The 22,351-nt window shown below is 70.3% G+C and carries 23 protein-coding genes; 17 read left to right on the forward strand and 6 right to left on the reverse strand.

Going from position 1 to position 22,351, the window contains the following annotated elements:
• Positions 1-8: 8 nt before the first annotated feature.
• From AB0I88_RS09485 to purB, 3 genes are read left to right on the forward strand one after another with little or no spacing between them, the layout of a single operon-like run.
• On the forward strand, positions 9-533 hold the full coding sequence (locus AB0I88_RS09485; protein ID WP_361020569.1) for a helix-turn-helix domain-containing protein: 525 nt from the start codon (positions 9-11) through the stop codon (positions 531-533).
• Positions 530-1,765 carry an MFS transporter gene (locus AB0I88_RS09490; RefSeq protein ID WP_361020571.1) on the forward strand — a complete coding sequence of 412 codons (1,236 nt, stop codon included), beginning with the start codon at positions 530-532 and terminating at the stop codon, positions 1,763-1,765. The genes AB0I88_RS09485 and AB0I88_RS09490 overlap by 4 nt, the downstream gene beginning before the upstream one ends.
• Positions 1,762-3,183, forward strand: coding sequence for an adenylosuccinate lyase (gene purB, locus AB0I88_RS09495; RefSeq protein ID WP_361020573.1), 1,422 nt, complete (start codon positions 1,762-1,764; stop codon positions 3,181-3,183). Before AB0I88_RS09490 ends, purB begins: the two co-directional genes overlap by 4 nt.
• Before the next feature lie 54 nt (positions 3,184-3,237).
• Here purB and AB0I88_RS09500 read toward each other — a convergent pair whose 3' ends face one another.
• Positions 3,238-3,915 carry a trypsin-like serine protease gene (locus AB0I88_RS09500; RefSeq protein ID WP_361020575.1) on the reverse strand — a complete coding sequence of 226 codons (678 nt, stop codon included), beginning with the start codon at positions 3,913-3,915 and terminating at the stop codon, positions 3,238-3,240.
• Between the two features lie 258 nt (positions 3,916-4,173).
• On the opposite strand from AB0I88_RS09500, the gene purS reads away from it, so the two are divergent.
• From purS to purL, 3 genes are read left to right on the forward strand one after another with little or no spacing between them, the layout of a single operon-like run.
• The gene (purS, locus tag AB0I88_RS09505) at positions 4,174-4,425 is read left to right on the forward strand and encodes a phosphoribosylformylglycinamidine synthase subunit PurS (protein ID WP_361020578.1); all 252 of its coding nucleotides are present in this window, start codon (positions 4,174-4,176) and stop codon (positions 4,423-4,425) included.
• A complete protein-coding gene (purQ, locus tag AB0I88_RS09510; RefSeq protein ID WP_361020667.1) occupies positions 4,422-5,123 on the forward strand; it encodes a phosphoribosylformylglycinamidine synthase subunit PurQ in 702 nt (233 codons plus the stop codon). The genes purS and purQ overlap by 4 nt, the downstream gene beginning before the upstream one ends.
• Positions 5,124-5,155: 32 nt before the next feature.
• Positions 5,156-7,600 (forward strand): phosphoribosylformylglycinamidine synthase subunit PurL, encoded by a 2,445-nt coding sequence (purL, locus tag AB0I88_RS09515; protein ID WP_361020669.1) that lies wholly within the window; start codon positions 5,156-5,158, stop codon positions 7,598-7,600.
• 58 nt (positions 7,601-7,658) lie between these two features.
• Here the strand turns inward: purL and AB0I88_RS09520 are convergent, their stop codons facing one another.
• Positions 7,659-9,428, reverse strand: coding sequence for a carboxypeptidase-like regulatory domain-containing protein (locus tag AB0I88_RS09520; RefSeq protein ID WP_361020580.1), 1,770 nt, complete (start codon positions 9,426-9,428; stop codon positions 7,659-7,661).
• 387 nt (positions 9,429-9,815) lie between these two features.
• Here AB0I88_RS09520 and AB0I88_RS09525 point away from each other — a divergent pair, with 387 nt between their 5' ends.
• The 5 genes from AB0I88_RS09525 to amcA all read left to right on the forward strand — a co-directional run bounded on the left by AB0I88_RS09525 (position 9,816) and on the right by amcA (position 14,661).
• Positions 9,816-10,178 (forward strand): sterol carrier family protein, encoded by a 363-nt coding sequence (locus tag AB0I88_RS09525; RefSeq protein ID WP_361020582.1) that lies wholly within the window; start codon positions 9,816-9,818, stop codon positions 10,176-10,178.
• 97 nt (positions 10,179-10,275) lie between these two features.
• Entirely contained in the window at positions 10,276-11,886 is a 1,611-nt protein-coding gene (gene purF, locus AB0I88_RS09530) for an amidophosphoribosyltransferase (RefSeq protein ID WP_361020584.1), read from the forward strand.
• Positions 11,887-11,920: 34 nt separating this feature from the next.
• Entirely contained in the window at positions 11,921-13,072 is a 1,152-nt protein-coding gene (gene purM / locus AB0I88_RS09535; protein ID WP_361020586.1) for a phosphoribosylformylglycinamidine cyclo-ligase, read from the forward strand.
• A 289-nt stretch (positions 13,073-13,361) separates the two neighbouring features.
• Entirely contained in the window at positions 13,362-14,465 is a 1,104-nt protein-coding gene (gene amcB / locus AB0I88_RS09540) for a cyclophane-forming radical SAM peptide maturase AmcB (RefSeq protein WP_361020671.1), read from the forward strand.
• Positions 14,434-14,661 carry a multiple cyclophane-containing RiPP AmcA gene (gene amcA, locus AB0I88_RS09545; protein ID WP_361020588.1) on the forward strand — a complete coding sequence of 76 codons (228 nt, stop codon included), beginning with the start codon at positions 14,434-14,436 and terminating at the stop codon, positions 14,659-14,661. The genes amcB and amcA overlap by 32 nt, the downstream gene beginning before the upstream one ends.
• Before the next feature lie 125 nt (positions 14,662-14,786).
• Here the strand turns inward: amcA and AB0I88_RS09550 are convergent, their stop codons facing one another.
• Positions 14,787-15,017: a DUF3073 domain-containing protein gene (locus tag AB0I88_RS09550; protein ID WP_361020590.1), complete on the reverse strand. Its 231-nt coding sequence runs from the start codon at positions 15,015-15,017 to the stop codon at positions 14,787-14,789.
• Between the two features lie 181 nt (positions 15,018-15,198).
• Positions 15,199-16,263: a Glu/Leu/Phe/Val dehydrogenase gene (locus tag AB0I88_RS09555; protein WP_361020592.1), complete on the reverse strand. Its 1,065-nt coding sequence runs from the start codon at positions 16,261-16,263 to the stop codon at positions 15,199-15,201.
• Positions 16,264-16,540: 277 nt separating this feature from the next.
• Between AB0I88_RS09555 and AB0I88_RS09560 the strand changes: the two genes are divergently transcribed.
• Together AB0I88_RS09560 and AB0I88_RS09565 are read left to right on the forward strand one after the other, a co-directional pair.
• Positions 16,541-17,380: a hypothetical protein gene (locus AB0I88_RS09560; RefSeq protein ID WP_361020594.1), complete on the forward strand. Its 840-nt coding sequence runs from the start codon at positions 16,541-16,543 to the stop codon at positions 17,378-17,380.
• Between the two features lie 281 nt (positions 17,381-17,661).
• Complete coding sequence (locus AB0I88_RS09565; RefSeq protein ID WP_014687221.1) at positions 17,662-17,871, forward strand: BldC family transcriptional regulator; 210 nt, start codon at positions 17,662-17,664, stop codon at positions 17,869-17,871.
• 210 nt (positions 17,872-18,081) lie between these two features.
• Here AB0I88_RS09565 and AB0I88_RS09570 read toward each other — a convergent pair whose 3' ends face one another.
• A complete protein-coding gene (locus AB0I88_RS09570; RefSeq protein ID WP_361020596.1) occupies positions 18,082-18,453 on the reverse strand; it encodes a PPOX class F420-dependent oxidoreductase in 372 nt (123 codons plus the stop codon).
• A gap of 18 nt (positions 18,454-18,471) precedes the next feature.
• On the opposite strand from AB0I88_RS09570, the gene AB0I88_RS09575 reads away from it, so the two are divergent.
• From AB0I88_RS09575 to AB0I88_RS09590, 4 genes are all read left to right on the forward strand, one after another.
• Positions 18,472-19,248 (forward strand): methyltransferase domain-containing protein, encoded by a 777-nt coding sequence (locus tag AB0I88_RS09575; protein WP_361020598.1) that lies wholly within the window; start codon positions 18,472-18,474, stop codon positions 19,246-19,248.
• Entirely contained in the window at positions 19,245-19,811 is a 567-nt protein-coding gene (locus tag AB0I88_RS09580) for an RNA 2'-phosphotransferase (RefSeq protein WP_361020600.1), read from the forward strand. The genes AB0I88_RS09575 and AB0I88_RS09580 overlap by 4 nt, the downstream gene beginning before the upstream one ends.
• Positions 19,812-19,893: 82 nt before the next feature.
• Positions 19,894-20,475, forward strand: a complete 582-nt coding sequence (locus AB0I88_RS09585; RefSeq protein WP_361020602.1) for a hypothetical protein — start codon at positions 19,894-19,896, stop codon at positions 20,473-20,475.
• 73 nt (positions 20,476-20,548) lie between these two features.
• A complete protein-coding gene (locus AB0I88_RS09590) occupies positions 20,549-21,808 on the forward strand; it encodes a PrsW family intramembrane metalloprotease (protein ID WP_361020604.1) in 1,260 nt (419 codons plus the stop codon).
• A 5-nt stretch (positions 21,809-21,813) separates the two neighbouring features.
• On the opposite strand, the gene AB0I88_RS09595 is transcribed toward AB0I88_RS09590, so the two are convergent.
• On the reverse strand, positions 21,814-22,059 hold the full coding sequence (locus AB0I88_RS09595; RefSeq protein ID WP_361020606.1) for a hypothetical protein: 246 nt from the start codon (positions 22,057-22,059) through the stop codon (positions 21,814-21,816).
• Between the last annotated feature and the right edge of the window lie 292 nt (positions 22,060-22,351).

Raw genomic sequence — 22,351 nt, forward strand, 5'->3', positions numbered from 1 at the left:
TCCCAAACATGTCTTTGGGAGATGCCGAGCCCGGTGGCACGGCCGCGCTCCGAGCGCTGGCCCATCCGGTACGCCTACAGATCATGTCCCTGCTCACCGGGGCCTCGCTGACCGCCGCCGAAATCGCCCGGGAACTCGGGATCACCCACGCCAACGCCAGCTACCACCTGCGCAACCTGCTCTCCGGCGGGCTGATCGTGGTGGCCGGCGAGGAGAAGATCCGCGGCGGCGTGGCGAAGCGGTACCGCTACGACGCCATGAACGATCGCGGCCCGGTCGCCCCCGGGGAGAGCCGGGTGCCCTACCCGGCCGCCGCACAGGAGCTGATCCGCCGGTCGGCGAAGGGCCGCGGGCCCGGCCCCAGCGTGCTGGGCGACGGCGAGCTGTGGGTCGATCCGGACCTGTGGAAGAACATCCGGGACCGCGTCACCGCCGCACTGCTCGACCTGCACGCGGCCGCGCAGCCCCCGCGCACCCCGGGCACCATCCGCACCAGCACGACCGTCGCCCTCTTCGAGATGGTGACCGAATGACCGGGCCGCTGCGGTATCGCAACTTCCGGCTGCTGCTCGCCGGCCGGACCGTCAACGCACTGGGCAACGCGATCGCCCCGATCGCTCTTTCCTTCGCCGTCCTCGACCTCACCGGCTCGGTCCGCGACCTCGGTCTCGTGGTGGGCGTCCGCACCCTGGCCAACGTGCTGTTCCTGCTGTTCGGCGGAGTGCTCGCGGACCGGCTGCCGCGCGGCCTGGTGCTGGTCGGCGCCGGCCTGGCCGCGGCCGCCACCCAGGGCGTGGTGGCCGCCCTCGTGCTCACCGGCACGGCGACGATCCCGCTGCTCGTCGGGATCTCCGCGATCAACGGCGTGGTGGCCGCCCTGGCCCTGCCGGCCACCGCGGCGGTGGTCCCGCAGACCGTCCCGGAGGACGTCCGGCAGCAGGCCAACGCGCTGAACCGGATGTGCTCCAACGGCGCGATGATCGCCGGCGCCCCGCTGGGCGGCGTGCTGGTCGCGGCCGTGGGACCGGGCTGGGGCATCGCCGTGGACGCGGCCACCTTCGCGGTCTCGGCGCTCTGCTTCGCCTTCCTCCGCCTGCCCGCCGGGGCCGTCTCGGTACGGCCCGGCATCCTGACCGAGCTCCGCGGCGGCTGGACCGAGTTCCGCTCCCGGCAATGGCTGTGGGTCGTGGTGGCCTGCGCCTGCGCCGGCAACGTGGCGTGGTCCGGCTCGGCGAACGTGCTGGGCCCGGTGGTCGCCGACCAGACCTTCGGCCGGACCGCGTGGGGCCTGATCCTGGCGGCGCAGACCTTCGGCATGGTCGTCGGCGCGCTGGTGGCGATCCGGCTGCGGATCCGGCGGCTGCTGCTCTTCGGATGCCTCTGCTGCAGCCTGATCACACTGCCGATGCTGGCCCTCGGCGTCTGGCCCACCGTGCCGGTGCTGCTGGTCACCGGGTTCATCGCCGGGATCGGGCTGGAGCAGTTCGGCATCGCCTGGGACACCACGATGCAGGAGCACGTGCCGGCCGACAAACTGGCGCGGGTGTACTCGTACGACATGCTCGGCTCGTTCCTGGCCATGCCGGTCGGCGAGGTGGCGGTCGGCCCGATCGCCGAGGCGGCGGGGCTGCGGCCCACCCTGATCGGCTGCGCCGTGCTGATGTTCCTGTCCGTCGCCGCGATGCTGCTCAGCCGCGATGTCCGTACCCTGCGTCACCGGTTGCCGAAGGACGCCCCGCCCACCATGAAAGAATCGGTTCCGTGACCATCCCGAACGTGCTCGCCGCCAGGTACGCCTCCGCCGACCTCGTCACCCTCTGGTCCCCGGAGGAGAAGGTCCGGATGGAGCGCAAGCTGTGGCTGGCGGTCCTCAAAGCCCAGCGTGATCTCGGCGTCGACGTTCCGGAGGGCGCCGTCGAGGCGTACGAGGCAGTGCTCGACCAGGTCGACCTGGCCTCCATCGCCGCCCGCGAGCGGATCACCCGGCACGACGTGAAGGCCCGCATCGAGGAGTTCTCCGAGCTGGCCGGGTTCGAGCAGATCCACAAGGGGATGACCTCCCGCGACCTGACGGAGAACGTCGAGCAGCTGCAGATCCGGGCGTCGCTCGAGCTGATCCGGGACCGCGTGGTGGCCGCCCTGTCCCGGCTGGCCGCGCTCGCCGTCGAGCATTCCGACCTGGTGCTGACCGGGCGCTCGCACAACGTCGCGGCGCAGGCGACCACGCTGGGCAAGCGGTTCGCCTCGGCGGCGGAGGAGCTGCTCATCGCGTACGAGCGTCTGGACGACCTGATCGGCCGCTACCCGCTGCGCGGCATCAAGGGCCCGGTCGGGACCGCGGCCGACCAGCTCGACCTCTTCGACGGCGACGTCGGCAAGGCCGCCGAGCTGGAGAAGAAGGTCGCCGAGCACCTCGGTTTCCGCCGGGTGCTGTCCAGCGTCGGGCAGGTCTACCCGCGTTCGCTCGACTTCGACGTGGTGTCCGCGCTGGCCCAGATCGTGGCCGGCCCGTCCTCGCTGGCCACCACGATCCGGCTGATGGTCGGCCAGGAGCTGGTCACCGAGGGCTTCAAGCCCGGCCAGGTCGGCTCCTCGGCGATGCCGCACAAGATGAACACCCGGTCCTCGGAGCGGGTCAACGGCCTCGCCGTGATCGTCCGCGGTTACCTGTCGATGGTCGGCGAGCTGGCCGGCGACCAGTGGAACGAGGGTGACGTCTCCTGCTCGGTGGTGCGCCGGGTCGCGCTGCCGGACGCGTTCTTCGCCACCGACGGGCTGTTCCAGACGTTTCTCACGGTGCTCGACGAGTTCGGCGCGTACCCGGCGGTGATCGCCCGCGAGCTGGACCGCTTCCTGCCCTTCCTGGCCACCACGAAGGTGCTGGTCGCCGCGGTGCGCAAGGGCGTCGGCCGGGAGGCCGCGCACGAGGTGATCAAGGAGCACGCGGTCGGCGTGGCGTTGGCCATGCGGGAGAAGGGCGCCGCGGTCAACGACCTGTTCGACCGGCTCGCGGCCGACGAGCGCCTGCGGCTGTCGCGTGCCGAGATCGACACGCTGGTGGCGGACCGGGCGGCGTTCGTGGGCGCGGCGCCCGCGCAGGTCCAGGCGGTTGCCGCGCGGATCGGCGAGATCGTCGCCCGAAACCCACAGGCGGCGGGGTACGCTCCCGCGCCCATCCTCTGACGAAGTAGTGGTCCGGGCGCCCCGTGCACCCGGACCACCGCTCCGTTCCGGTCGCTAGACGCCGGCCACCGAGGTGATCCACGCCCGGTTGTAGGCGACGCTGCCGTAGTACTGGTTCGCCGTGCCGTCCGCGGTCGACGCGACACCCACCTGGGCGCCGTTGTAGACCTGCGGGCCGCCGGAGTCGCCGCGCCACGCGTTGCCGTTGATCCGGGTGCTGGCGATGGCCCGGCCACCGTAGTAGTCGGTCGCGTTGGTCGAGGTGACCCGGACCGTGGCCGTCTTCAAGGTGGTCGACGCGGAGCAGCCCGAGTAGCAGGTCATGCCCCAGCCGTAGATGTTGTTCGTCGCGCCGACCGGCGGGTACGCGCTGGACAGCGGCATGTAGGTGGTGCTCACCGCGCTGCTCAGGCGCAGCAGGGCGAGGTCGTACCGGGTGGAGCTGGACGAGACGGTCCGGGTGACGCCGCCCGAGGTGCGGTTGACGCTGCCGACGCGTACCGACATCGTCCCGCTCACGCAGTGCCGCGCGGTGAGCACGTAGTTGGCCGAGATGATCGTGCCGGAGCAGGTGAAGCTGCCGTTGCTGAGGACCGCGGCGGCCCACGGCGCGGAGGACACCGTGCCTCCGCCGATGATGTACGGGGTGACCGGGTCGGCGGCTTGGGCGGCGGAGGGGGCGACCAGGGCCGCGATCACGCCGGTGACGGCGGCGAGCAGGCGAATTCGCACGTCGAGGTTCCTTTCTGGGGATCGGGTCGACGAGGTACGCGCGTTGATCGAATCGAACTCGATGGATGAAACCTAGGTCGCCGGTGCCGCCGGCCTCTCAGCCCAATTGATACATATCACTGTGGGATGCCCCCGGTCCCGGGACGCCTTGCCTGCTCAATGACGCTCGGGTCGGCCTGCCGACACCGACCCGTAGGCCGTCGGCAGGCCCTACCAGGTAGGCTTCGGGCTGCTTACACCTATCAGTCAGGAGTGCCCGTGGCTCGCGTCGTGGTCGACGTCATGCTCAAGCCGGAGATCCTGGACCCGCAGGGTCAAGCGGTAGCGAACGCGCTGCCCCGGCTCGGCGTCACCGATGTCTCGTCTGTCCGCATCGGTCGTCGGATCGAGATCGATTTCACCGGGGAGGCCGACCTCGATCGGGCCCGGGAGATCGCCGACAAGCTGCTCGCCAACCCGGTGATCGAGGACTTCCAGATTCGCCTCGTCGAGGGCGCGGAGGTCGCCTGACCATGCGGATCGGTGTGGTCACCTTCCCGGGTTCACTTGACGACGGGGACGCCGCCCGCGCCGCCCGGATCGCCGGCGCCGAGGCAGTGCGTCTCTGGCACGGCGACCCGGATCTGCACGGGGTCGACGCCGTGGTCCTTCCCGGCGGGTTCTCGTACGGCGACTATCTGCGCTGCGGCGCCATCGCCCGGTTCGCTCCGGTGATGGAGTCGATCATCGATGCGGCACGTGGCGGTCTGCCCGTGCTCGGCATCTGCAACGGTTTCCAGGTCCTCTGCGAGGCGCACCTGCTGCCCGGCGCGCTGACCCGGAACCAGCACCTGCACTTCCGCAACCGCGACCAGTGGCTGCAGGTCGAGGCCACCAACACCGCCTGGACCAACAGTTTCACCGCAGGCCAGGAGATCCTGATCCCGGTGAAGAACGGCGAAGGCTGCTTCGTCGCCGACACGCGCACGCTGGACGCGCTCGAGGCCGAGGGCCGGGTCATCGCCCGCTACATCAAGGGCAACCCGAACGGCTCGCAGCGCGACATCGCCGGCATCACCAACGAGGCCGGCAACGTCGTCGGCATCATGCCCCACCCGGAACACGCCGTGGAGGCGCTGACCGGCCCGTCGCTCGACGGCCTCGGCTTCTTCACCTCCGTCCTGCGCAGCCTGGCGACGGACGGACAGCTCGCAGGGGGACAACAGTGACGACGCAGCAGAGTGGCTTCGCTGCGACCGACGTGCTCGCCACCGGCTCCGCGGAGCCCGACACCGTCGAACGGGCGGAGAAGTCCCCGGACGAGCTCCAGCCCTATGGTGAGCTGGGTCTGAAGGACGACGAATACGCCAAGATCCGGGAGATCCTCGGCCGCAGGCCGACCGCCTCCGAACTGGCGATGTATTCGATCATGTGGAGTGAGCACTGCTCGTACAAGTCGAGCAAGGTGCACCTCAAGCAGTTCAGCGAGAAGGCACCGAAGAACATCCGGATGCTGGCCGGCATCGGCGAGAACGCCGGTGTGGTGCAGATCTCCGAGAAGATCGCGGTCACCTTCAAGGTCGAGTCGCACAACCACCCCAGTTACGTGGAGCCGTACCAGGGCGCCGCCACCGGCGTCGGCGGTATCGTCCGCGACATCCTGGCCATGGGCGCCCGGCCGATCGCCGTGATGGACCCGCTGCGCTTCGGTGCCGCCGACCACCCCGACACCGCCCGTGTGCTGCCCGGCGTGGTGGCCGGCATCGGCGGCTACGGCAACTGCCTGGGCCTGCCCAACATCGGCGGCGAGATCGTCTTCGACCCGTGCTACCAGGGCAACCCGCTGGTCAACGCGCTGTCGATCGGGGTTCTGCCGGTCGAACGGCTGCAGAAGAAGGAAGCCACCGGCACCGGCAACATCGTGGTGCTCCTCGGCGCGCGTACCGGCCGGGACGGCATCGGCGGTGTCTCCGTGCTGGCCTCGGCGACCTTCGACGAAGAGGCCGAGCAGCGCCGCCCGTCGGTGCAGGTCGGCGACCCCTTCATGGAGAAGCTCCTGATCGAGAGCTGCCTCGAGCTGTACGACGCCGGCCTGGTCAGCGGCATCCAGGACCTCGGTGGCGCGGGCCTCACCTGCGCCCTCACCGAGACCGCCGCGGCCGCCGGCACCGGCATGCGGGTCTGGCTCGAGCGGGTTCCGCTGCGAGAGCCGTCGATGACGCCGACCGAGATCCTCGCCAGCGAGTCGCAGGAGCGCATGCTCCTCATCGTCACCCCGGAAAACCTGGACGCCGTACTCAAGGTCGCCGAGAAGTGGGGCGTCTGGGCCACCGCCATCGGCGAGGTCACCGCGGCCGCCACCGACGGCACCCCGGGCCGCCTGCTGATCACGTGGAACGACCACGTCGTCGTCGACGTCCCGCCGGGCTCCCTCGCCGACGACGGCCCGGTCTACAACCGGCCGTTCCGCGAGCCGAACGACGTGATGCTGCTCCAGGCCGACCGCGCCGAGACGCTGCCCCGCCCGTCGACCGGCGACGAGCTGCGCGCCACCCTGCTGCGGATGGCCGGCTCACCCAACCTGTGCGACAAGACCTGGGTCACCGAACAGTACGACCGGTACGTCCTGGGCAACACGATCCTGGCCCAGCCGGAGGACTCCGGCGTGCTGCGGATCGACGAGGAGACCGGGCTCGGGGTCGCGCTGTCCGTCGACGGCAACGGGCGGTTCGCGCGCCTCGACCCGTACGAGGGCGCCAAGCTCGCCCTCGCCGAGGCGTACCGCAACGTGGCCGTCACCGGCGCCGAGCCGGTCGCGGTGACCGACTGCCTGAACTTCGGATCCCCCGAGGACCCGACCGTCATGTGGCAGTTCGCCGAGGCCACCAAGGGTCTGGCCGACGGCTGTCTGCAGCTGGGCACCCCGGTCACCGGTGGCAACGTCAGCTTCTACAACCAGACCGGTGCCGCAGCGATCCACCCGACCCCGGTGGTCGGTGTGCTGGGTGTCTTCGACGACGTGTCCCGCCGCATCCCGATGGGCTTCCCGCAGCCCGCCAAGGCCGGCGGCGACCTGCTCTTCCTGCTCGGTCAGACCCGCGCGGAGCTCTCCGGCTCGGAGTGGGCCTGGGTGACGCACGGTCACCTCGGCGGACGCCCGCCGAAGGTGGACCTCGCGGCCGAGCAGGCGATCGCCAAGGTGATGGCCCAGGCCTCGCGGTCCGGGCTGGTCAGCGCGGCACACGACCTCTCCGACGGCGGCCTGGCGCAGGTCCTGGTGGAGAGCACGCTGCGGCACGGGATCGGCGCCAGGGTGACCTTCCCGGAGGACGGCAACTCGCCGTTCGTGCACCTGTTCAGCGAGTCGGCGGGCCGCGTGCTGGTGGCCGTTCCGCGCGGGCACGACAAGGCGTTCCTGGCCCTGGCGGCCGAGCACGGCGTGCCGGTCACCCCGCTCGGCGTCACCTCCGAGCAGCCGGCGCTCCAGGTGGAGGGCCAGTTCAGCATCCCGCTGGACGAGTTGCGCGAAGTCTGGTCGTCGACGCTGCGGAACCTGTTCGGCGGGACCGCCGAGCTGGTCAACCGGCACAACGACGCCGCCGAGGAGCCGGAGCCCGAGGCGGCGCCCGTCCGGGTCCGCTCGGTCACGCTGGAGCTGAGCCCGCAGTCGCCGGGCGGGCCGATCGACCCGCCCGCCAACGCCTGAGCGAAGCACGAGAAAGGCCCCGCGCGATCCGCGCGGGGCCTTTCTTCATGTGGTCCGGCTAGTTGTCGTTCCACTCACCACGGTTCGGGCGCGGATTTCCGTACGTGCCGCGCTGGTCGCCGTATCCACCCGGCTGCTGCTGGTCGTATCCACCGCCGTAGGCGCCGCCCGGCTGCTGCTGGTCGTAGCCGGCGTCGTCGTAGCCGCCGGGGGCACCGTAGTCACCGCCCTGCCGCGGCGGGGGTGGCGGGTATCCGCCCGGCTGCTGCTGGTCGTATCCACCGCCGTAGGCGCCGCCCGGCTGCTGCTGGTCGTAGCCGGCCGGCGCGCCGTAGCCACCGGCGTCCGGACCGCCCCAGCCGCCCTGGTCGCCGTAGGCGCCGCCCGGCTGCTGGTCGTAGCCACCCTGCGCGCCGTAGCCACCGCCGGCCTGCTGCGGGTATCCGCCCGGCTCGGGCTGGTACAGGTTGGTGTGCTCGTCATACCGCTGCGGCTGCTCGGGCTGGTACAGGTTGGTGTGCTCGTCGTACCGCTGCTGACCCGGGTCGGCGTAGCCGCCCGCGCCTGCCGCCCCGTAGCCGGCACCTGCCGCGCCGTAGCCCGCATCCGCGCCAGCCGCACCTGCCGGGCCGTAGCCGGCACCCACGCCAGCCGCGCCAGCCGGGCCGTAGCCGGCGCCCGAGCCCGGCACGCCTGCTGCGCCGTAGCCGGCGCCCGAGCCCGGCACGCCTGCTGCGCCGTAGCCGGCGCCCGAGCCTGGCGCGCCTGCTGCGCCGTAGCCGGCGCCCTGCTGTTGCCCGTAGGTCTGCGTGGCGCCACCGTAGGCGCCGCCCTGGTCGCCGCCGCCCCACTGGCCGCCGCCGCTGCCGTTGAAGCTGCCCGCGGGAGGCATCGGAGCGCCGTACGGGTCGGGGAACTCGTCCTCGGTGGGCCGGTGGATCATCGTGGGCGCGTCGGCCAGGCTGTCGCTCCGTGAAGCGCCCATGCCGCCCGCCGGAGCGATCATCGTGGCGTCACCGGTGCGGCCGCCGCCGACCGGTGCGGCCACCCGGGTGGCGTCGAAGCCACCACCGGCCGCCGGGAGGGCCTTGCCGAGGCCGGTGTCCGAGTCGAGGTCGTCGCCGGAGTTCCTGCGCCGCATCCAGACCAGCACCATGGCGCCGATGCCGGCGGCCACGAGCAGGACGCCCATGATGATGAGCAGCCAGTTGCTGCCACCGTCGTCCGTGGTGTTGGAGGTGTTGTCCAGGCCCTGATCGGCCAGCGGTGCCGCGCTCTCGGTGGTCTCCTCCTCGGTGACGTCCTCCTCCGGCGTGGCGCTGGCCGACGTGCTCGCCGACGGGGTCGGGGAGGGGCTCTCCGCGGCGACCTTCTTGATGGTCAGTGGCACGTTGACGGTCCGGCCCGCGGAGCCCTCCACCCGCACGGTGGTGGCTTCGTAGCCGTCCTTGGCCGCACCGACCGTGATCGAGCCGGCCGCGATCGGCTTGGAGTCCGACGAGGTGAAGAAGTAGGTGCCCTGTCCGTTCGTGGTGGTGCTGTACGAATGACCGGCGCTGTCCTGGATGGCGACCTGCACACCGGAGACCCGGGCGCCGCCGTCGTCCTTGATGCGCCCGCTGACCTGCCGGACGGTGGTCGGCGCGGCCGGTCCGTTGACGGTGATCGTCTCGGAGGAGCTGTTGGTCTCGCCGTTCAGCGTCGCGGTCACGGTGACCGTCACGGACCGGGACTGCCCGGCGCTCACGGTCGGCGCGGTGAGGGTCGCGTTGAAGGACGCGGAGTCCTGAATCGCCTGAAGTGGGCTGCAGTCACCGGAGCAACTCATCCCACTGACCTTGATGCTGGCGCGATTGTCGCCCTGTTGTCCCTGGCCCCCGGGGTTACTAACGGTGTACTGCATGGTTACAGTACTTCCAGAGTCAGCCTCGGTAGCCGAGAGCTGGATCTGGATGGACGGGGGGTCAGCCAGGGCAGCCGTTTGAACGCCGGCCACTACACCGGTGACCAGCGCCAGGAACGCACCGGCCTGGGCCGTCCGGGCTCGAAGGTGCGTTGTCACGTCCACCGCCTTCCGGTCGCGCGGTTCCCGGTTTCGGGTGCCCGGTGAGATCCCGCGACGTGTACACCGTCGGCAACTATGCCTTGTCATACGTCACTCGCGCGACCCAGGGCGGTGTGCCGTTGTCGGCAGACCGGGTCGTATTGTCCCGACATGTCACCTGCGCACAATAATTCCGAGTCGGTTGCCGAAGCGTTGGACGCGCTGGACCGGGGTGTCGAACCCGACCGCGTAGTGCTCCGTGACGCGGTACGAGCACTGCTGACCGAGTTGTCCCGCCTGGCGCCTGGCCGTTCGGTGGAGGTGAGAATTCCGCCTTTCGGTGCGATTCAGTGCGTTGCCGGTCCGCGGCACACTCGCGGGACGCCGCCCAATGTGGTCGAAACGGATCCGGCGACCTGGTTGCTCCTCGCCTCCGGGCGTCTCGACTGGGCTGCCGCGGTCGCCGACGGCCGCCTCCGGGCGAGCGGAGTCCGGACCGATCTGAGCGAGTACCTGCCACTCACCGGCCGATGAGCCCAGGTGGCCTTCCCGCGGGCTCGCGTACACTGGGCGGTCGGACGGACCAGCGAGTTCGCGGTCCGTGCAGACCCTGACATGAGGGAGCGAGCAGGTGCCCCGAGGCGACGGCCGATTGACCGACGATCTCGACCCCCAGGAGCGCGGCCCCCAGGATGCCTGCGGCGTCTTCGGCGTCTGGGCCCCCGAGGAAGAGGTCGCCAAACTCACCTACTTCGGGCTCTACGCACTTCAGCACCGCGGTCAGGAGGCAGCCGGCATCGCGGTGAGCGACGGTTCCGGCGTGGTCGTCTACAAGGACATCGGCCTGGTCTCCCAGGTCTTCGACGAGCCCACCCTGGCAAGTCTGCGCGGCCACCTCGCGATCGGGCACGCGCGCTACTCCACGACCGGCGGCTCCAACTGGGAGAACGCACAGCCCACCATCCGGGCCACCCCGGCCGGCACGACGATCGCGCTGGCCCACAACGGCAACCTGGTCAACACCGCCGAGCTGGCCAAGGAGGTCGCTGACCGCGGCCTCGAGGTGGGCGACGCCACCTCCGACACCGCCCTGGTCACCACCCTGCTCGCCGGCCGCCCCGACCTCTCGGTCGAGGCCGCCGCCCTCGAGCTCCTCCCGACACTGCGGGGCGCCTTCAGCTTCGTCTTCATGGACGAGCACACGCTGTATGCGGCTCGCGACGCGCAAGGCGTCCGCCCGCTGGTGCTGGGCCGGATGGAGCGGGGCTGGGTGGTCGCCAGCGAGACCGCCGCGCTGGACATCACCGGCGCCAACTTCGTCCGCGAGGTCGAGCCGGGCGAGATCATCGCGATCGACGAGCACGGCCTGCGGTCCAGCCGGTTCGCCGCTCCCGAACCCAAGGGCTGCCTCTTCGAGTACGTGTATCTGGCCCGCCCGGACACCACGATCGCCGGGCGCAACATCTACTCCGCCCGCGTCGAGGTCGGGCGCAAGCTGGCCAGGGAGCACCCGGTCGAGGCGGACCTGGTGATCGGCGTGCCCGAGTCCGGCATCCCCGCCGCGATCGGTTACGCGGAGGCCTCCGGTATCCCGTACAGCGCCGGCTTCATGAAGAACGCGTATGTCGGCCGTACCTTCATCCAGCCGTCGCAGACCATCCGGCAGCTCGGCATCCGGCTGAAGCTGAACCCGCTGCGCGAGGTGGTCCGCGGCAAGCGGCTCGTCGTGATCGACGACTCGATCGTGCGCGGCAACACCCAGCGCGCTCAGATCCGCATGCTGCGTGAGGCCGGCGCGCTGGAGATCCACGTCCGGATCTCGTCGCCGCCGGTGAAATGGCCCTGCTTCTACGGCATCGACTTCGCCACCCGGGCCGAGCTGATCGCCAACGGTCTGGAGCTCGACGGGATCCGCCGCTCGATCGGCGCCGACAGCCTCGGCTACGTCTCGCTGGACAACCTGGTCCAGGCGACCGAGCAGCCGAAGTCCCGGCTCTGCATGGCCTGCTTCGACGGGGAGTACCCGATCGAGCTGCCGGCCGGCGACCTGATCGGCAAGCACGTCCTGGAGGGTGTCGGCCGGCGGGCCACCATGCCGGGCGCCTCCGAGGAGGCTGCCACGGCCGCGGTCGCCGACCTCGAGTCCGACTACGAGGCCCGCGAGTACGCGAGCGACGACCCGTCGGCATCGGTGCCGCTGGTCGCCAGCCCCGGCGGCGCGAACGCGCTGCACCACCCGTGACTTCCAGTTTCACAGAACCGCTAAGGGGAGAACCGTGACGCACGTGTCCGAGCGCAGCAGTGCCGGATCCAACGGCGCCGAGGGAGGCGACCGTCAGCTGTGGACGGCCGGCTCCGGCCGGGGCGCGCGCAAGCGCCCTGCCACGTACGCGGAAGCGGGTGTCTCCATCCACGCCGGTGACCGGGCCGTCGAGCTGCTCAAGTCGAAGGTGAAGAAGACCTCCCGGCCTGAGGTGATCGGTGACCTGGGTGGGTTCTCCGGCCTGTTCCGGCTGAACACGGCGAAGTACAAGAGCCCGATCCTGGCCTCCTCCACCGACGGTGTGGGCACCAAGCTGGTCATCGCCCAGCAGCTCGACATCCACGACACCATCGGCATCGACCTGGTCGCCATGGTCGTCGACGACCTGGTGGCCTGCGGCGCCGAGCCGCTGTTCCTGCTCGACTACATCGCCTGTGGCGAGGTCGTCCCGGACAAGGTCGCCGAGATCGGTGCCGGCATCGCCGACGGCTGCCGGTACGCGGGCTGTGCCCTGCTGGGCGGCGAGACCGCCGAGCACCCGGGCGTGCTGCGCCCGGACGAGTACGACGTCTCCGCGACCGGTGTCGGCGTGGTCGAGGAGAGCGAGATCCTCGGCCGGGACCGGGTCGAGCTGGGCGATGCGGTCATCGCGATGCGCTCGTCGGGTCTGCACTCCAACGGCTACTCCCTGGTCCGGCACGTGCTGCTCGGCGCCGGCCGGATGCGGCTGGACACCGTGGTCGACGATTTCGGCACCCAGCGCACCCTCGGTGAGGAACTCCTCACCCCCACCAAGATCTACGCCAAGGATTGCCTCGGCCTCATCGAGGAGACCGAGGTCCGGGCGTTCTCGCACGTCACCGGTGGCGGCATCCCCGGCAACCTGAACCGGATCCTCCCCGACACCATGGACGCCGTGGTGGACCGGTCGACCTGGCGCCCGCAGCCGATCTTCGACCTGATCCAGGCCAAGGGCCGGATCGAGGACACGGAGATGGAGTCCACCTTCAACATGGGTGTCGGCATGTTCGCGATCGTCTCCTCCGACGACGCGGACCGTGCGATGGCGTACCTCACCGGCCGTGGCGTCGAGGCGTGGCAGGTGGGTGAGGTCGTCGAGGGCACCGGCGAGGTGCAGATGATGAGTTCGTACACCCGCGGCTGACCGGAAAGTGCTTCTGGTTGGCAATAGTCCGAACGTGAAATGATCCGCGTGTGTCGATGTCCGGCACATGCGGATCTTTCGCGTTTCCCTGTGGATCGCGGGGCGCAACCTGACCGGGCGGCTGGCGCCGCACGGTCCGACCCGGGCGGCTGGCGCCGTACGGGTCACTGGCTCAAGGTTTCCCCTGGGTGAGGTGGTGCATGGGGTTCCGGTCGTTGCCGGTTTCCTTATCCATGCCTGGTGGGGCCGGACGGGAAGGTACATGACCATGGCGGTGGCGTGGAGCGGGATGCGGGGCATCTCGGCGGTTCCTGATTACGTCGTCATGCAGCCCACTACGCTCTGCAATCTCGCGTGTGACTACTGCTATCTGCCGTTTCGCCGGGACAATCGGAAGATGCCGGTCGAGGTGGCCGAGGCGGTGGCGTCCGGTGTCGCCGGCTTCACACGTACCGGAAGATTCTCGGTCGTGTGGCACGGGGGTGAGCCGCTCGCCGCGGGCCGTGCGCACCTGGCCGCGCTCTTCGCGCCGTTCGGCGCGGGTGTCGAGCATCACATCCAGACGAACGCGACGCTGATCAACGATGACTGGTGTGAGTTCTTCGCCCAGCACGGCGTCCGGGTCAGCGTCAGTGTGGACGGGCCACGCGAGCGGAACGGTGAACGGGTGGACCGGGCCGGAAAACCCGCCTACCGCCTGATCGTCCGCGGCATCGAGCGGCTGCGCGCGCACGGCATCCCGTTCTCCACCCTGTGCGTGGTCGGCGACCCCAGCCCCGGCGTGGCCACCGAGCTGTACGAGTATTTTCTCGGCCTGGGCTGCGAGGTGCTCGGCATCAACGTGGAGGAGCTGGAGGGCGTCAACACCCGGCTCAACCGGCACGACCCGGCCGAGGTGAGCGCCTTCTGGGCGGAGCTGGTCAGCGCCTGGCGCCGTGACCCCCGGATCCACCTGCGTGAGATCGAGTGGTCCCTGCGGTACGCCTCCGCGGTCCTGGACGGCAACGCCGACGAGTTGCTCCCACGCCGGATAGACCCGATTCCCACGATCGCCCACGACGGGTCGGTGATCCTGCTCTCACCGGAGCTGGCCGGCTTCCACGACCCGCGCTACGGCGACTTCACCAGCGGCAACGTTCTCACCACCCCGCTGCCCGAGATCCTGGCCGACGCGACCGGGACGCCCTGGATCCGCGAGTTCCTCCGTGGTGTCGAGGGGTGCCGCAGCGCCTGCCCGTACTTCGGCTTCTGCGGTGGCGCGCATGCCGCCAACCGGTACTTCGAACACGGCAGGTTCGACGTCACCGAGACCAACCACTGCCGGAACAGCAAGATTCGCCTATTGGAGGGAGTGCTGGACCATGCCCGAGATCACGAAGCCACGGCTGTCTGACGGCGTGGAGACGGATCCCCTGACGGCACGAGTGCACGACACCCGGGCCGGACTGGCCGCGCTCATCGCGGAGGCGGAAGCGGCCCGGAGGCAGCGCGCCGAGGAGTCACCGCAGGACGGCGGCTCGGCGGTCTGCGCCTGGAACCACTTCGAGAACATTCCTACGTTCTACAACTGGAACAACCGGCCACGCTGAAAGCGGGACTCGGTCGAAGCCCACGCGGGAGGAGCCCGCGTGGGCTTCACTGTCAACCGTAGGAATCGTGACCACGTGACACACCGAAGCACGCGGTCAGTCCGCGTGCTCTGTGCAAAACGGGGTCAGCGCCGCCTTGTCGGCGACCAGGAGTCCTGCTCCCAGGTGTCCTGGTCGTCCGCAGCGTCGTCCTCGTCGTCGTCGACGAACTCGTCGTTGTCGTCGACGAAGTGACGGTCCGATTGGCGGGCACCCGCCAATTCGCGCTGCAAGGCGGTGAGGTCGGTGTTCGGGGAGTGGTACTTCAACTCCCGGGCCACCTTCGTCTGCTTGGCCTTAGCACGGCCGCGCCCCATGGCTCGACCCCCTCGCACAGAATTCGGGGCAGCCCGAAGGCGGTCCCCGATGACGTCAGGCATCTCTCGTGGGTCTTACGGTACATGGACGACGGCGCGTTCGGCACCTCGGGTTGCGTGTGACACTGCCGCGCGTCGCGGATGAGCTTTTCCGGCGCCGCGCGGCAGGCCCTCGAAGCCCTCAGCCGAGGTAGATCGAGCGGAGGCGGCCGACCTCCGCCATGCGCCGTTCAGCGAGCCGGTCGGCGGCGATCGCGGGCGGCACACCCTCGTCGCCGGCGAGCTGGAGCAGACGCCGGGTGGTCTCGAAGATCCCGGTGGCCCGCAGCTTGGCCCGCTCGAAGTCGAAGCCCTGGATCTCGTCGGCCACCTGGATGACGCCGCCGGCGTTCACCACGTAGTCCGGGGTGTAGAGGATGCCGCGGTCCTCCAGAAGCTTGCTGACACCGGGATGAGCCAACTGGTTGTTCGCCCCGCCGGACACCACCCGGGCCCGGAGCGCCTGGACCGTGTCGTCGTTCAGCGCGCCGCCCAGGGCGCACGGGGCGTACACGTCGATGTCCGAGGCGATCAGGGTGGCGGTGTCCGGCACCAGGGTGATCTCCGGGTGGTTGGCGCGGGCCCAGGCCAGGGCGGCCTCGCTGACATCGGTGGCGACCACCGTGGCGCCGTCCTCGAGCAGGTGCCCGGCCAGGTACTTGCCGACCTTGCCGAGACCGGAGACACCGACCGTGCGGCCACGCAGCGACGGGGTGGCCCAGGTGTGCTCGGCGGCGGCGCGCATGCCCTGGAAGACACCCCACGCGGTGAGCACCGAGGAGTCGCCGGCACCGCCGTGCTCCACGCTGCGGCCGGTCGCGTACCGGGTCTCGCGGGCGACCACGTCCATGTCCTGCACGTAGGTGCCGACGTCGCAGGCGGTGTAGTAGCGGCCGTGCAGCGACTCGACGAACCGGCCGTACGCCCGGAGCAGCGCCTCACTCTTCAGCTTGGCCGGGTCGCCCCAGATGACCGCCTTGCCGCCGCCCAGGTCCAGCCCGGCCATGGCGTTCTTGTAGGCCATCCCGCGGGACAGCTGGAGCACGTCGGCGAGGGCGGCCGACTCGTTCTCGTACGGGTAGAAACGGGTGCCGCCGAGCGCGGGGCCCAGCGCCGTCGAGTAGATGCCGATGATCGCCTTCAGGCCGGTCTCCCGGTCCTGGCAGAAGACGACCTGTTCGTGCCCGCTGGCGTCGAACACGTCCATAGTTGGATCTCCTGATCTCTTACGAGGCCTTCGTGGGGCCATCTTTCCCGGCGGGGTGAGCCGGACGATGAAGCGCATCCGCGACGGTGGAGGTGTCCTGTGCCGACCTCTTCGCTGCCCGCGCCGAGGTTTTGTCGCGAATGAGCCTCACCGCGAGCCTAGGCCCTGCCGCGCGGGTCCTGCGCGGCTGCGCGGTAGGGCCGAGTGGCGCGAATGCCGCGGCGATTACGACCGTGCGGGAAGTTCCGCTCGGCCGATTTCGTGAAAGGATCGCGCCGTGCCGTCACTGTTCGCGTCGTACTTACGGGTTTACGAGCCGCTGACCGCCTTCGACCGGGAGCGGCAGATCTTCTGGCGTGAGTACGCGCGGGAGGGCCGGGATCTGGGTCTCGTGGAGGGCCCGGCCCGCCAGCGCAGCGCCGTGCTGGAGGCGCTCGGGGCCGGCTGGACCCGCCTGCCCGACCTGCCCGACGAGGCCTACGTCCTGGAGTGGGACGGCGCGGTGCTGGTCTGCCCGTGGAATCTGCGGTTGCGGGTGGCCGAGGCCGCGCTGAACGCACGGGACGGCGTGCCCGCCGTGCTGGCCGACGCCTTCGTGCCGCCGGTGCTGGCCGGCCAGGCGAGGGCGGTGGTGGACGACTGGCGCAGTGGCGCCAAGGTCCTCGAGCAGGGTGTGCCCCGTGTCCACGAGCAGACCGCCACGTGGGGTGTGCCGCTGCGCTGGTTCGCCTTCGTCGATCTGGGGGAGCGGGAGATCTCGCTGGCCAGCCGGCGGCGGGTGTTGCGCTACCGGACCGAGATCTCGAAGGCGCGACGCCGTGCCCACCGGGCGGTCTCGGTGCTGCGCAAGTCACTCGGCGACGCGCCGATCACCGAGGCCGTCGAGGAGGGCACCCGCTGGCTGGAGGAGTTCCATCCACGGTCGGTGGTGGAGCTCGACTACGGCGGCCTCGTCAACCTTCTCCCGGAGGACAGCCTGACGGCGGACGATTCCCCCGGACTGGTGGCAGCCGGACTTTCGGCACTTTCTGCCGGTGACGCTGAGTCAGCAAGTGAGGCATACGAGAAGTTGGTGGCGCGCTGGCGCGTCGTGCAACTTCTTGAACGATCCAATTGACCTGCGGAAATGGGACAGACAGGCACGTAACCCTGTCCGCGGGAGCGCTCCCGAAGCGAGCACTCTTCGTAATCGCTGCCCGGCGAAGCGTGATAATCGGACTAAACGAGACACTATCTGGCGTAGAAAACACGCAAAAATCGGGCATGCTTCATCCGTCTATCTGGGGACGTTCGTCCGTTCGGCCCATGTCGGACATCGGGGACTAGCCGGACCATGAGAGACGCACCGGCCGGCGGGACCCCGGCCGATGTTTTTAGGCACCTGTGGAGGAGTGACCGATGGCATCGCGTACGCACGATCCTGAGCCGCTACTAACGCCGGCCGAGGTGGCGTCGATGTTCCGTGTCGACCCGAAGACCGTGACTCGGTGGGCGAAGGCTGGCAAGCTCAGCGCAATTCGCACGTTGGGTGGCCACCGTCGCTACCGGGAGTCGGAGGTTCGTGCCCTGCTGCAGGGACAGATTCCCACGCAGCGTCAGGGCGACTGACCCACCGAGGTTTGTTCGCGACGGTGTTTACCACCGTCGATCACCCGCTCTTGACAAGCTCAAGGTAGGTCACGGACAAACCTCGGTCGACCGCAAATCGTTGTAAGGGGCGAACGCTGGGGAAGGCGATCGCCCCTTCTTCGTTTTCCTGGCCGGCTGTGAGGACTGTTTCAGCGACGCTGAACAGCCCTCACACCCAGCCGGTCGAAGTCAGTCGACCAGGACCGCGACCGTGCCGTCGATGCCGCGCCGCAGCCGGCTGCCGAGCATGGTGAGCCGCCCGATGACGCCGTACTTGCGTTTGATGCCGGCGCCGATGCGCAGCCGGTCGTCGTGGTCGCCGATCCGCGCGGTCGCCTCGATCGGGTCGCCGGTCGGGTTGCCCCGCATGTCGCAGGGCGCGACCGTGACCCGGCCGCTGTTGCGGATCCGCTTCAGCTTCCCGCTGCCCGCCACGGTCCAGAAACCGAGACCGGAACCGTCGGGCACCACCCACAGCGGGGTCGGCACCGCCCGCCCGTCTCGTCGAAACGTCGTGAGCAGGACGTACTTCTCCGACCCGAGTTGCTCCAGTGCGGCCATGCGTCAAGAGTAGTGACCATGACAGAGCCGATGATCGGCGACGCCTTCGGCGAGATGATCCGGGACGCGTACGCGGTGCATGTCGGGGCGGGGCGGCGTCCCCTGGCCGGCGGCCGGTACCCGCGACCGGTGATCGAGGTGATCGAGCGCGACGACGGGCTGATCAACGGGGCGCTCGCGGACCACTACCTGAGCGGGCCGGGGGACTGGCGGCCGTTCGACCACCTGGCGATGACCTTCTGCCGGGGGCGGGTGCTCGACATCGGGGTGGGCGCCGGACGGTCGGCGATCGAGCTCCAGCGGCGGGGTATCGCGGTCACCGGGCTGGACACCTCCCCGGGCGCGATCGAGGTGTCCCGGAAACGAGGGCTGCGCGACACCGTGCTGAACACGGTGGATGAGTTCTCCCGGGCCAGCGTCCGGTACGACACGTTCCTGCTGCTCGGCAACAACCTGGGACTGATCGAGAGCCGGGAGCGGGCGCCGGTGTTCCTGGCCGCGCTGGCCCGGCTGGCGGCGCCGGGTGCGCGGATCGTGGCACAGGGCGCCGACCCGTACGGGACGACCGACCCGGTGCATGTGGCGTATCACGAGAGGAACCGGGACCGCGGGCGGTTCGGCGGGCAGTTGCGGCTGCGGCTGCGCTACCGGGAGGTGGCCACCGAGTGGTTCGACTATCTGAACTGCTCGGTGGAGGAGCTGGAAGGCCTGCTCAAGGGCACCGCGTGGCGACTGAAATCGGTCGACGACCGGGAACGCCCGTACTACCTTGCGGTCATGGAGTTGATGGAATGACGGTTCTCGACCGCGACCAGGTCCGCCTCAGCCGGCGGCTGTCCCTGGTTCTGCGGCACCGGCCGGAGACGGCCGGTCTGACCCTCGACGCGCACGGCTGGGTTCCGGTCGCCGAGTTGCTGGCCGCCCTCGGCATCACCCGTGCCGAGCTCGACCACGTGGTCGCGCACAACGACAAGGCACGCTTCGCCGTGTCCGCCGGCCCGGACGGGGCCGACCGGATCCGGGCCAGCCAGGGGCATTCCCGGCGGGTTGCCGTGGATCTCGGCCTGCCGTCCGCGGTCCCGCCCGCCGAGCTGTTCCACGGCACGCCACGGGCGAACCTGGAGCCGATCCTCCGGGATGGCTTGCGGCCACGGAGCCGTCATCACGTACACCTGTCCGTTGATGTGCCGACGGCCTTGACCGTCGGTCGGCGGCGCTCGCCGGACGTGGTTGTTCTCCGCGTCGCGGCGGGGGTGATGGCGGGGGAGGGGCATGTGTTCCACCGCAGTGACAACGGGGTATGGCTTACCACGACCGTGCCGGCCCAGCATCTTTCGGAAAAACGGACAAATCCGTAATCTCCCAGGTTGATCGACCATCCACAGTGTCCGGCCATCGGTTCTCCGGACAGCGGCGGGTTACCGCCGTTAGCTTGGACGGATGGGGAGGGTCACTCGGCGTCAACTCACCGATCTGCCCGCCACCCTGGGACTTCCCGCCGCCCTGGCGCTGGCATCGATCCTGGCCGTTCTCGCCTTCGGTCTCCCCGCCCTGGACCGGGCCGTTCCGGCAGACCGATCCGTCGCGGCCGGTGAGCCCTACCGGGTGGCCGCGGGAGTGACGATCGTGCCGCCGGACGGGGCGAGCCTCGACGTCACCGGCACCCGGCCGGGCGACGAACGCGGAACCGCGCTGTTCCGTCTCGGCCACGTGCGGTACGCGATCGGCGTCGAACCCTTCGACGGAGACCTGACCGCCGCGGCCGTCCGCCTGCGGCAGCGCATCGCCGGCACCTCCGGCAACCAGGTCACCGGAACCCAGCTCGCGGTCTCCACCGCCGGCGGGCTCGCCGGGGTCGAAGGCGGATACACCGCCGGCGACCGGGACGGGCGGTACGCGGTCTTCGTCGCCGGCGGGCTCATCATCGAGGTCATGGTCAGCGGAGACGACGCCGGCCTGGAGCAGGTCCTGCCGCGGATCGACGCCAGCACCCGGACGCTGCGACACGAGAACCACCGATGAGCGATCACGCGAGCGGATCGTCCAGCTCGGTGAGCCTCCCGTGGCAACGCCGGAGAGCAGCGGAGACGCCGACATGAGCGAGGCGGTTCGTCCCGGCGCCACCCGGTCGGCCGCGCTCCTCCGGCAGCCCGCCTTCTGGGTGGTCGTCACGATCCTGGCGGTCGGGGCCGTCCGCGTGTCACAGATCGCCGTCCTCTTCTTCCAGGCGTACCCGATCGCCACGGGAACCGCGATCCTGCTCTTCGCGCTCCTCGCCGTACCGTTCTGGCTCTTCGTCTCGGAACTGGACTTCCTGGAACGCGAGCCGCCCAGCCTGCGCGTGCTCGCCTTCGCCTGGGGCGGCCTGGTCGCGACCAGTGTGTCGATCCCGGGCAGCACCGCCCTGGACAACCTGATCGCCAAACTCGGCTCACCCGAGCTGGCCGCCGAATGGGGCGCCGCCCTGGCCGGGCCGACGGTGGAGGAGATCGCCAAGACAGGCGGTGTGGTGGCGATCGTGCTGATCGCCCGGGCCCAGGTCAACAGTGTGCTCGACGGCATCGTCTACGGCGCCCTGGTCGGGCTCGGCTTCCAGATCGTCGAGGACGTGGTCTTCGCGATCGGCGCGGTGCAGCAGGCCGGCGAAGGCGACCAGGTGCAACCGGTGATCACCACGTTCCTGGTCCGCGGATTCCTCGCCGGGGTCTGGAGCCACACCCTGTTCGGCGCACTGGCCGGGGCCGGCATCGGATATCTGGTGGTGCACCGGGACCGCAGCCGCCGGCGCCGGATCGCGGTCGCCGCGTGCGCCCTCTTCGGGGCCTGGGCGTCGCACTCGCTGTGGAACTCGCCGCTGTTCCGGGAGAGCCTCGGCGACGGCGCGGTCGCCCTGCTCGCGGTGCTCGTCTTCAAAGGGCTGCCGCCGCTGCTGCTGGTCCTCTTCCTGGTGCGCCGCGCGCACGACCGGGAGGCCGCCTACTACGTGGGCGTGCTGGCCACCGTCCGCGACCCGGAGCTGATCACCGAGGGCGAGTTGCGGGTGCTCGGCTCCGGCTCCCGGCGGGGCGCGGCCCGGCGGCACGCCGCGGCCTGCGCGGGCCGAAAAGCCAGATCAGGGGTACGCCGCTTGCAGCGCGCCCAGGCCGCCCTCGCCGTGGAACTGAGCCGCGACCCGGACAAACCGGCCGAACGGGAGGCCGCGGAGGTGCGCGGGCACCGCGCCGCCCTCGTCGCTCTCGGGCACCCGGAAGCGATCGAGGGGGCACGGTCCTGGCGGCACACCGCATCGACGGTAGGGACCGCGGCGGTGGCCATCGCGGTGCTGTGGGTGGCGCTGTCCGCTCTGGGGAGTTGACCGTGTCAGGCCGGCGGCAGGCCACCGTCCCCGTCGACGATCGTGTCCGGGGTGCCGTCCTCGTCGAGGTCGACCATCGTCACGTCGACCTTGCCGTCCCCGTCGGTGTCGAACTGGTACAGGTCCGGCTTGCCGTTGCCATCGGTGTCCGCAACCCACACGTCCGGACGGCCGTCGCCGCTGGTGTCCTTGGCCAGCAGGTCGACTCGATCGTCGCCGCGGGTCTCCACGGTCTCCTGCGGATCGGTCACGACTGTGCCTCCATGGTCATGCCCTCCCGGCCCTCGCCTGTGAGGCCGTCGTCATTCGCGGCCAGGTGCCGCTCGGTGCAGTCCGTCATGACTGTGCCTCCATGGTCATGCCCTCCCGGCCCTTGCCTGTGAGGCCGTTGTCATTCGCGGCCAGGTGCCGCTCGGTGCAGTCCGTCATGACTGTGCCTCCTTGGCCATGCCCTCCCGGCCCTTGCCTGTGAGGCCGTTGTCATTCGCGGCCAGGTGCCGCTCGGTGCAGTCCGTCATGACTGTGCCTCCTTGGCCATGCCCT

Origin of the sequence: Actinoplanes sp. NPDC049802 (assembly GCF_040656595.1) — a bacterium.
Taxonomy (GTDB): Bacteria; Actinomycetota; Actinomycetes; order Mycobacteriales; family Micromonosporaceae; genus Actinoplanes.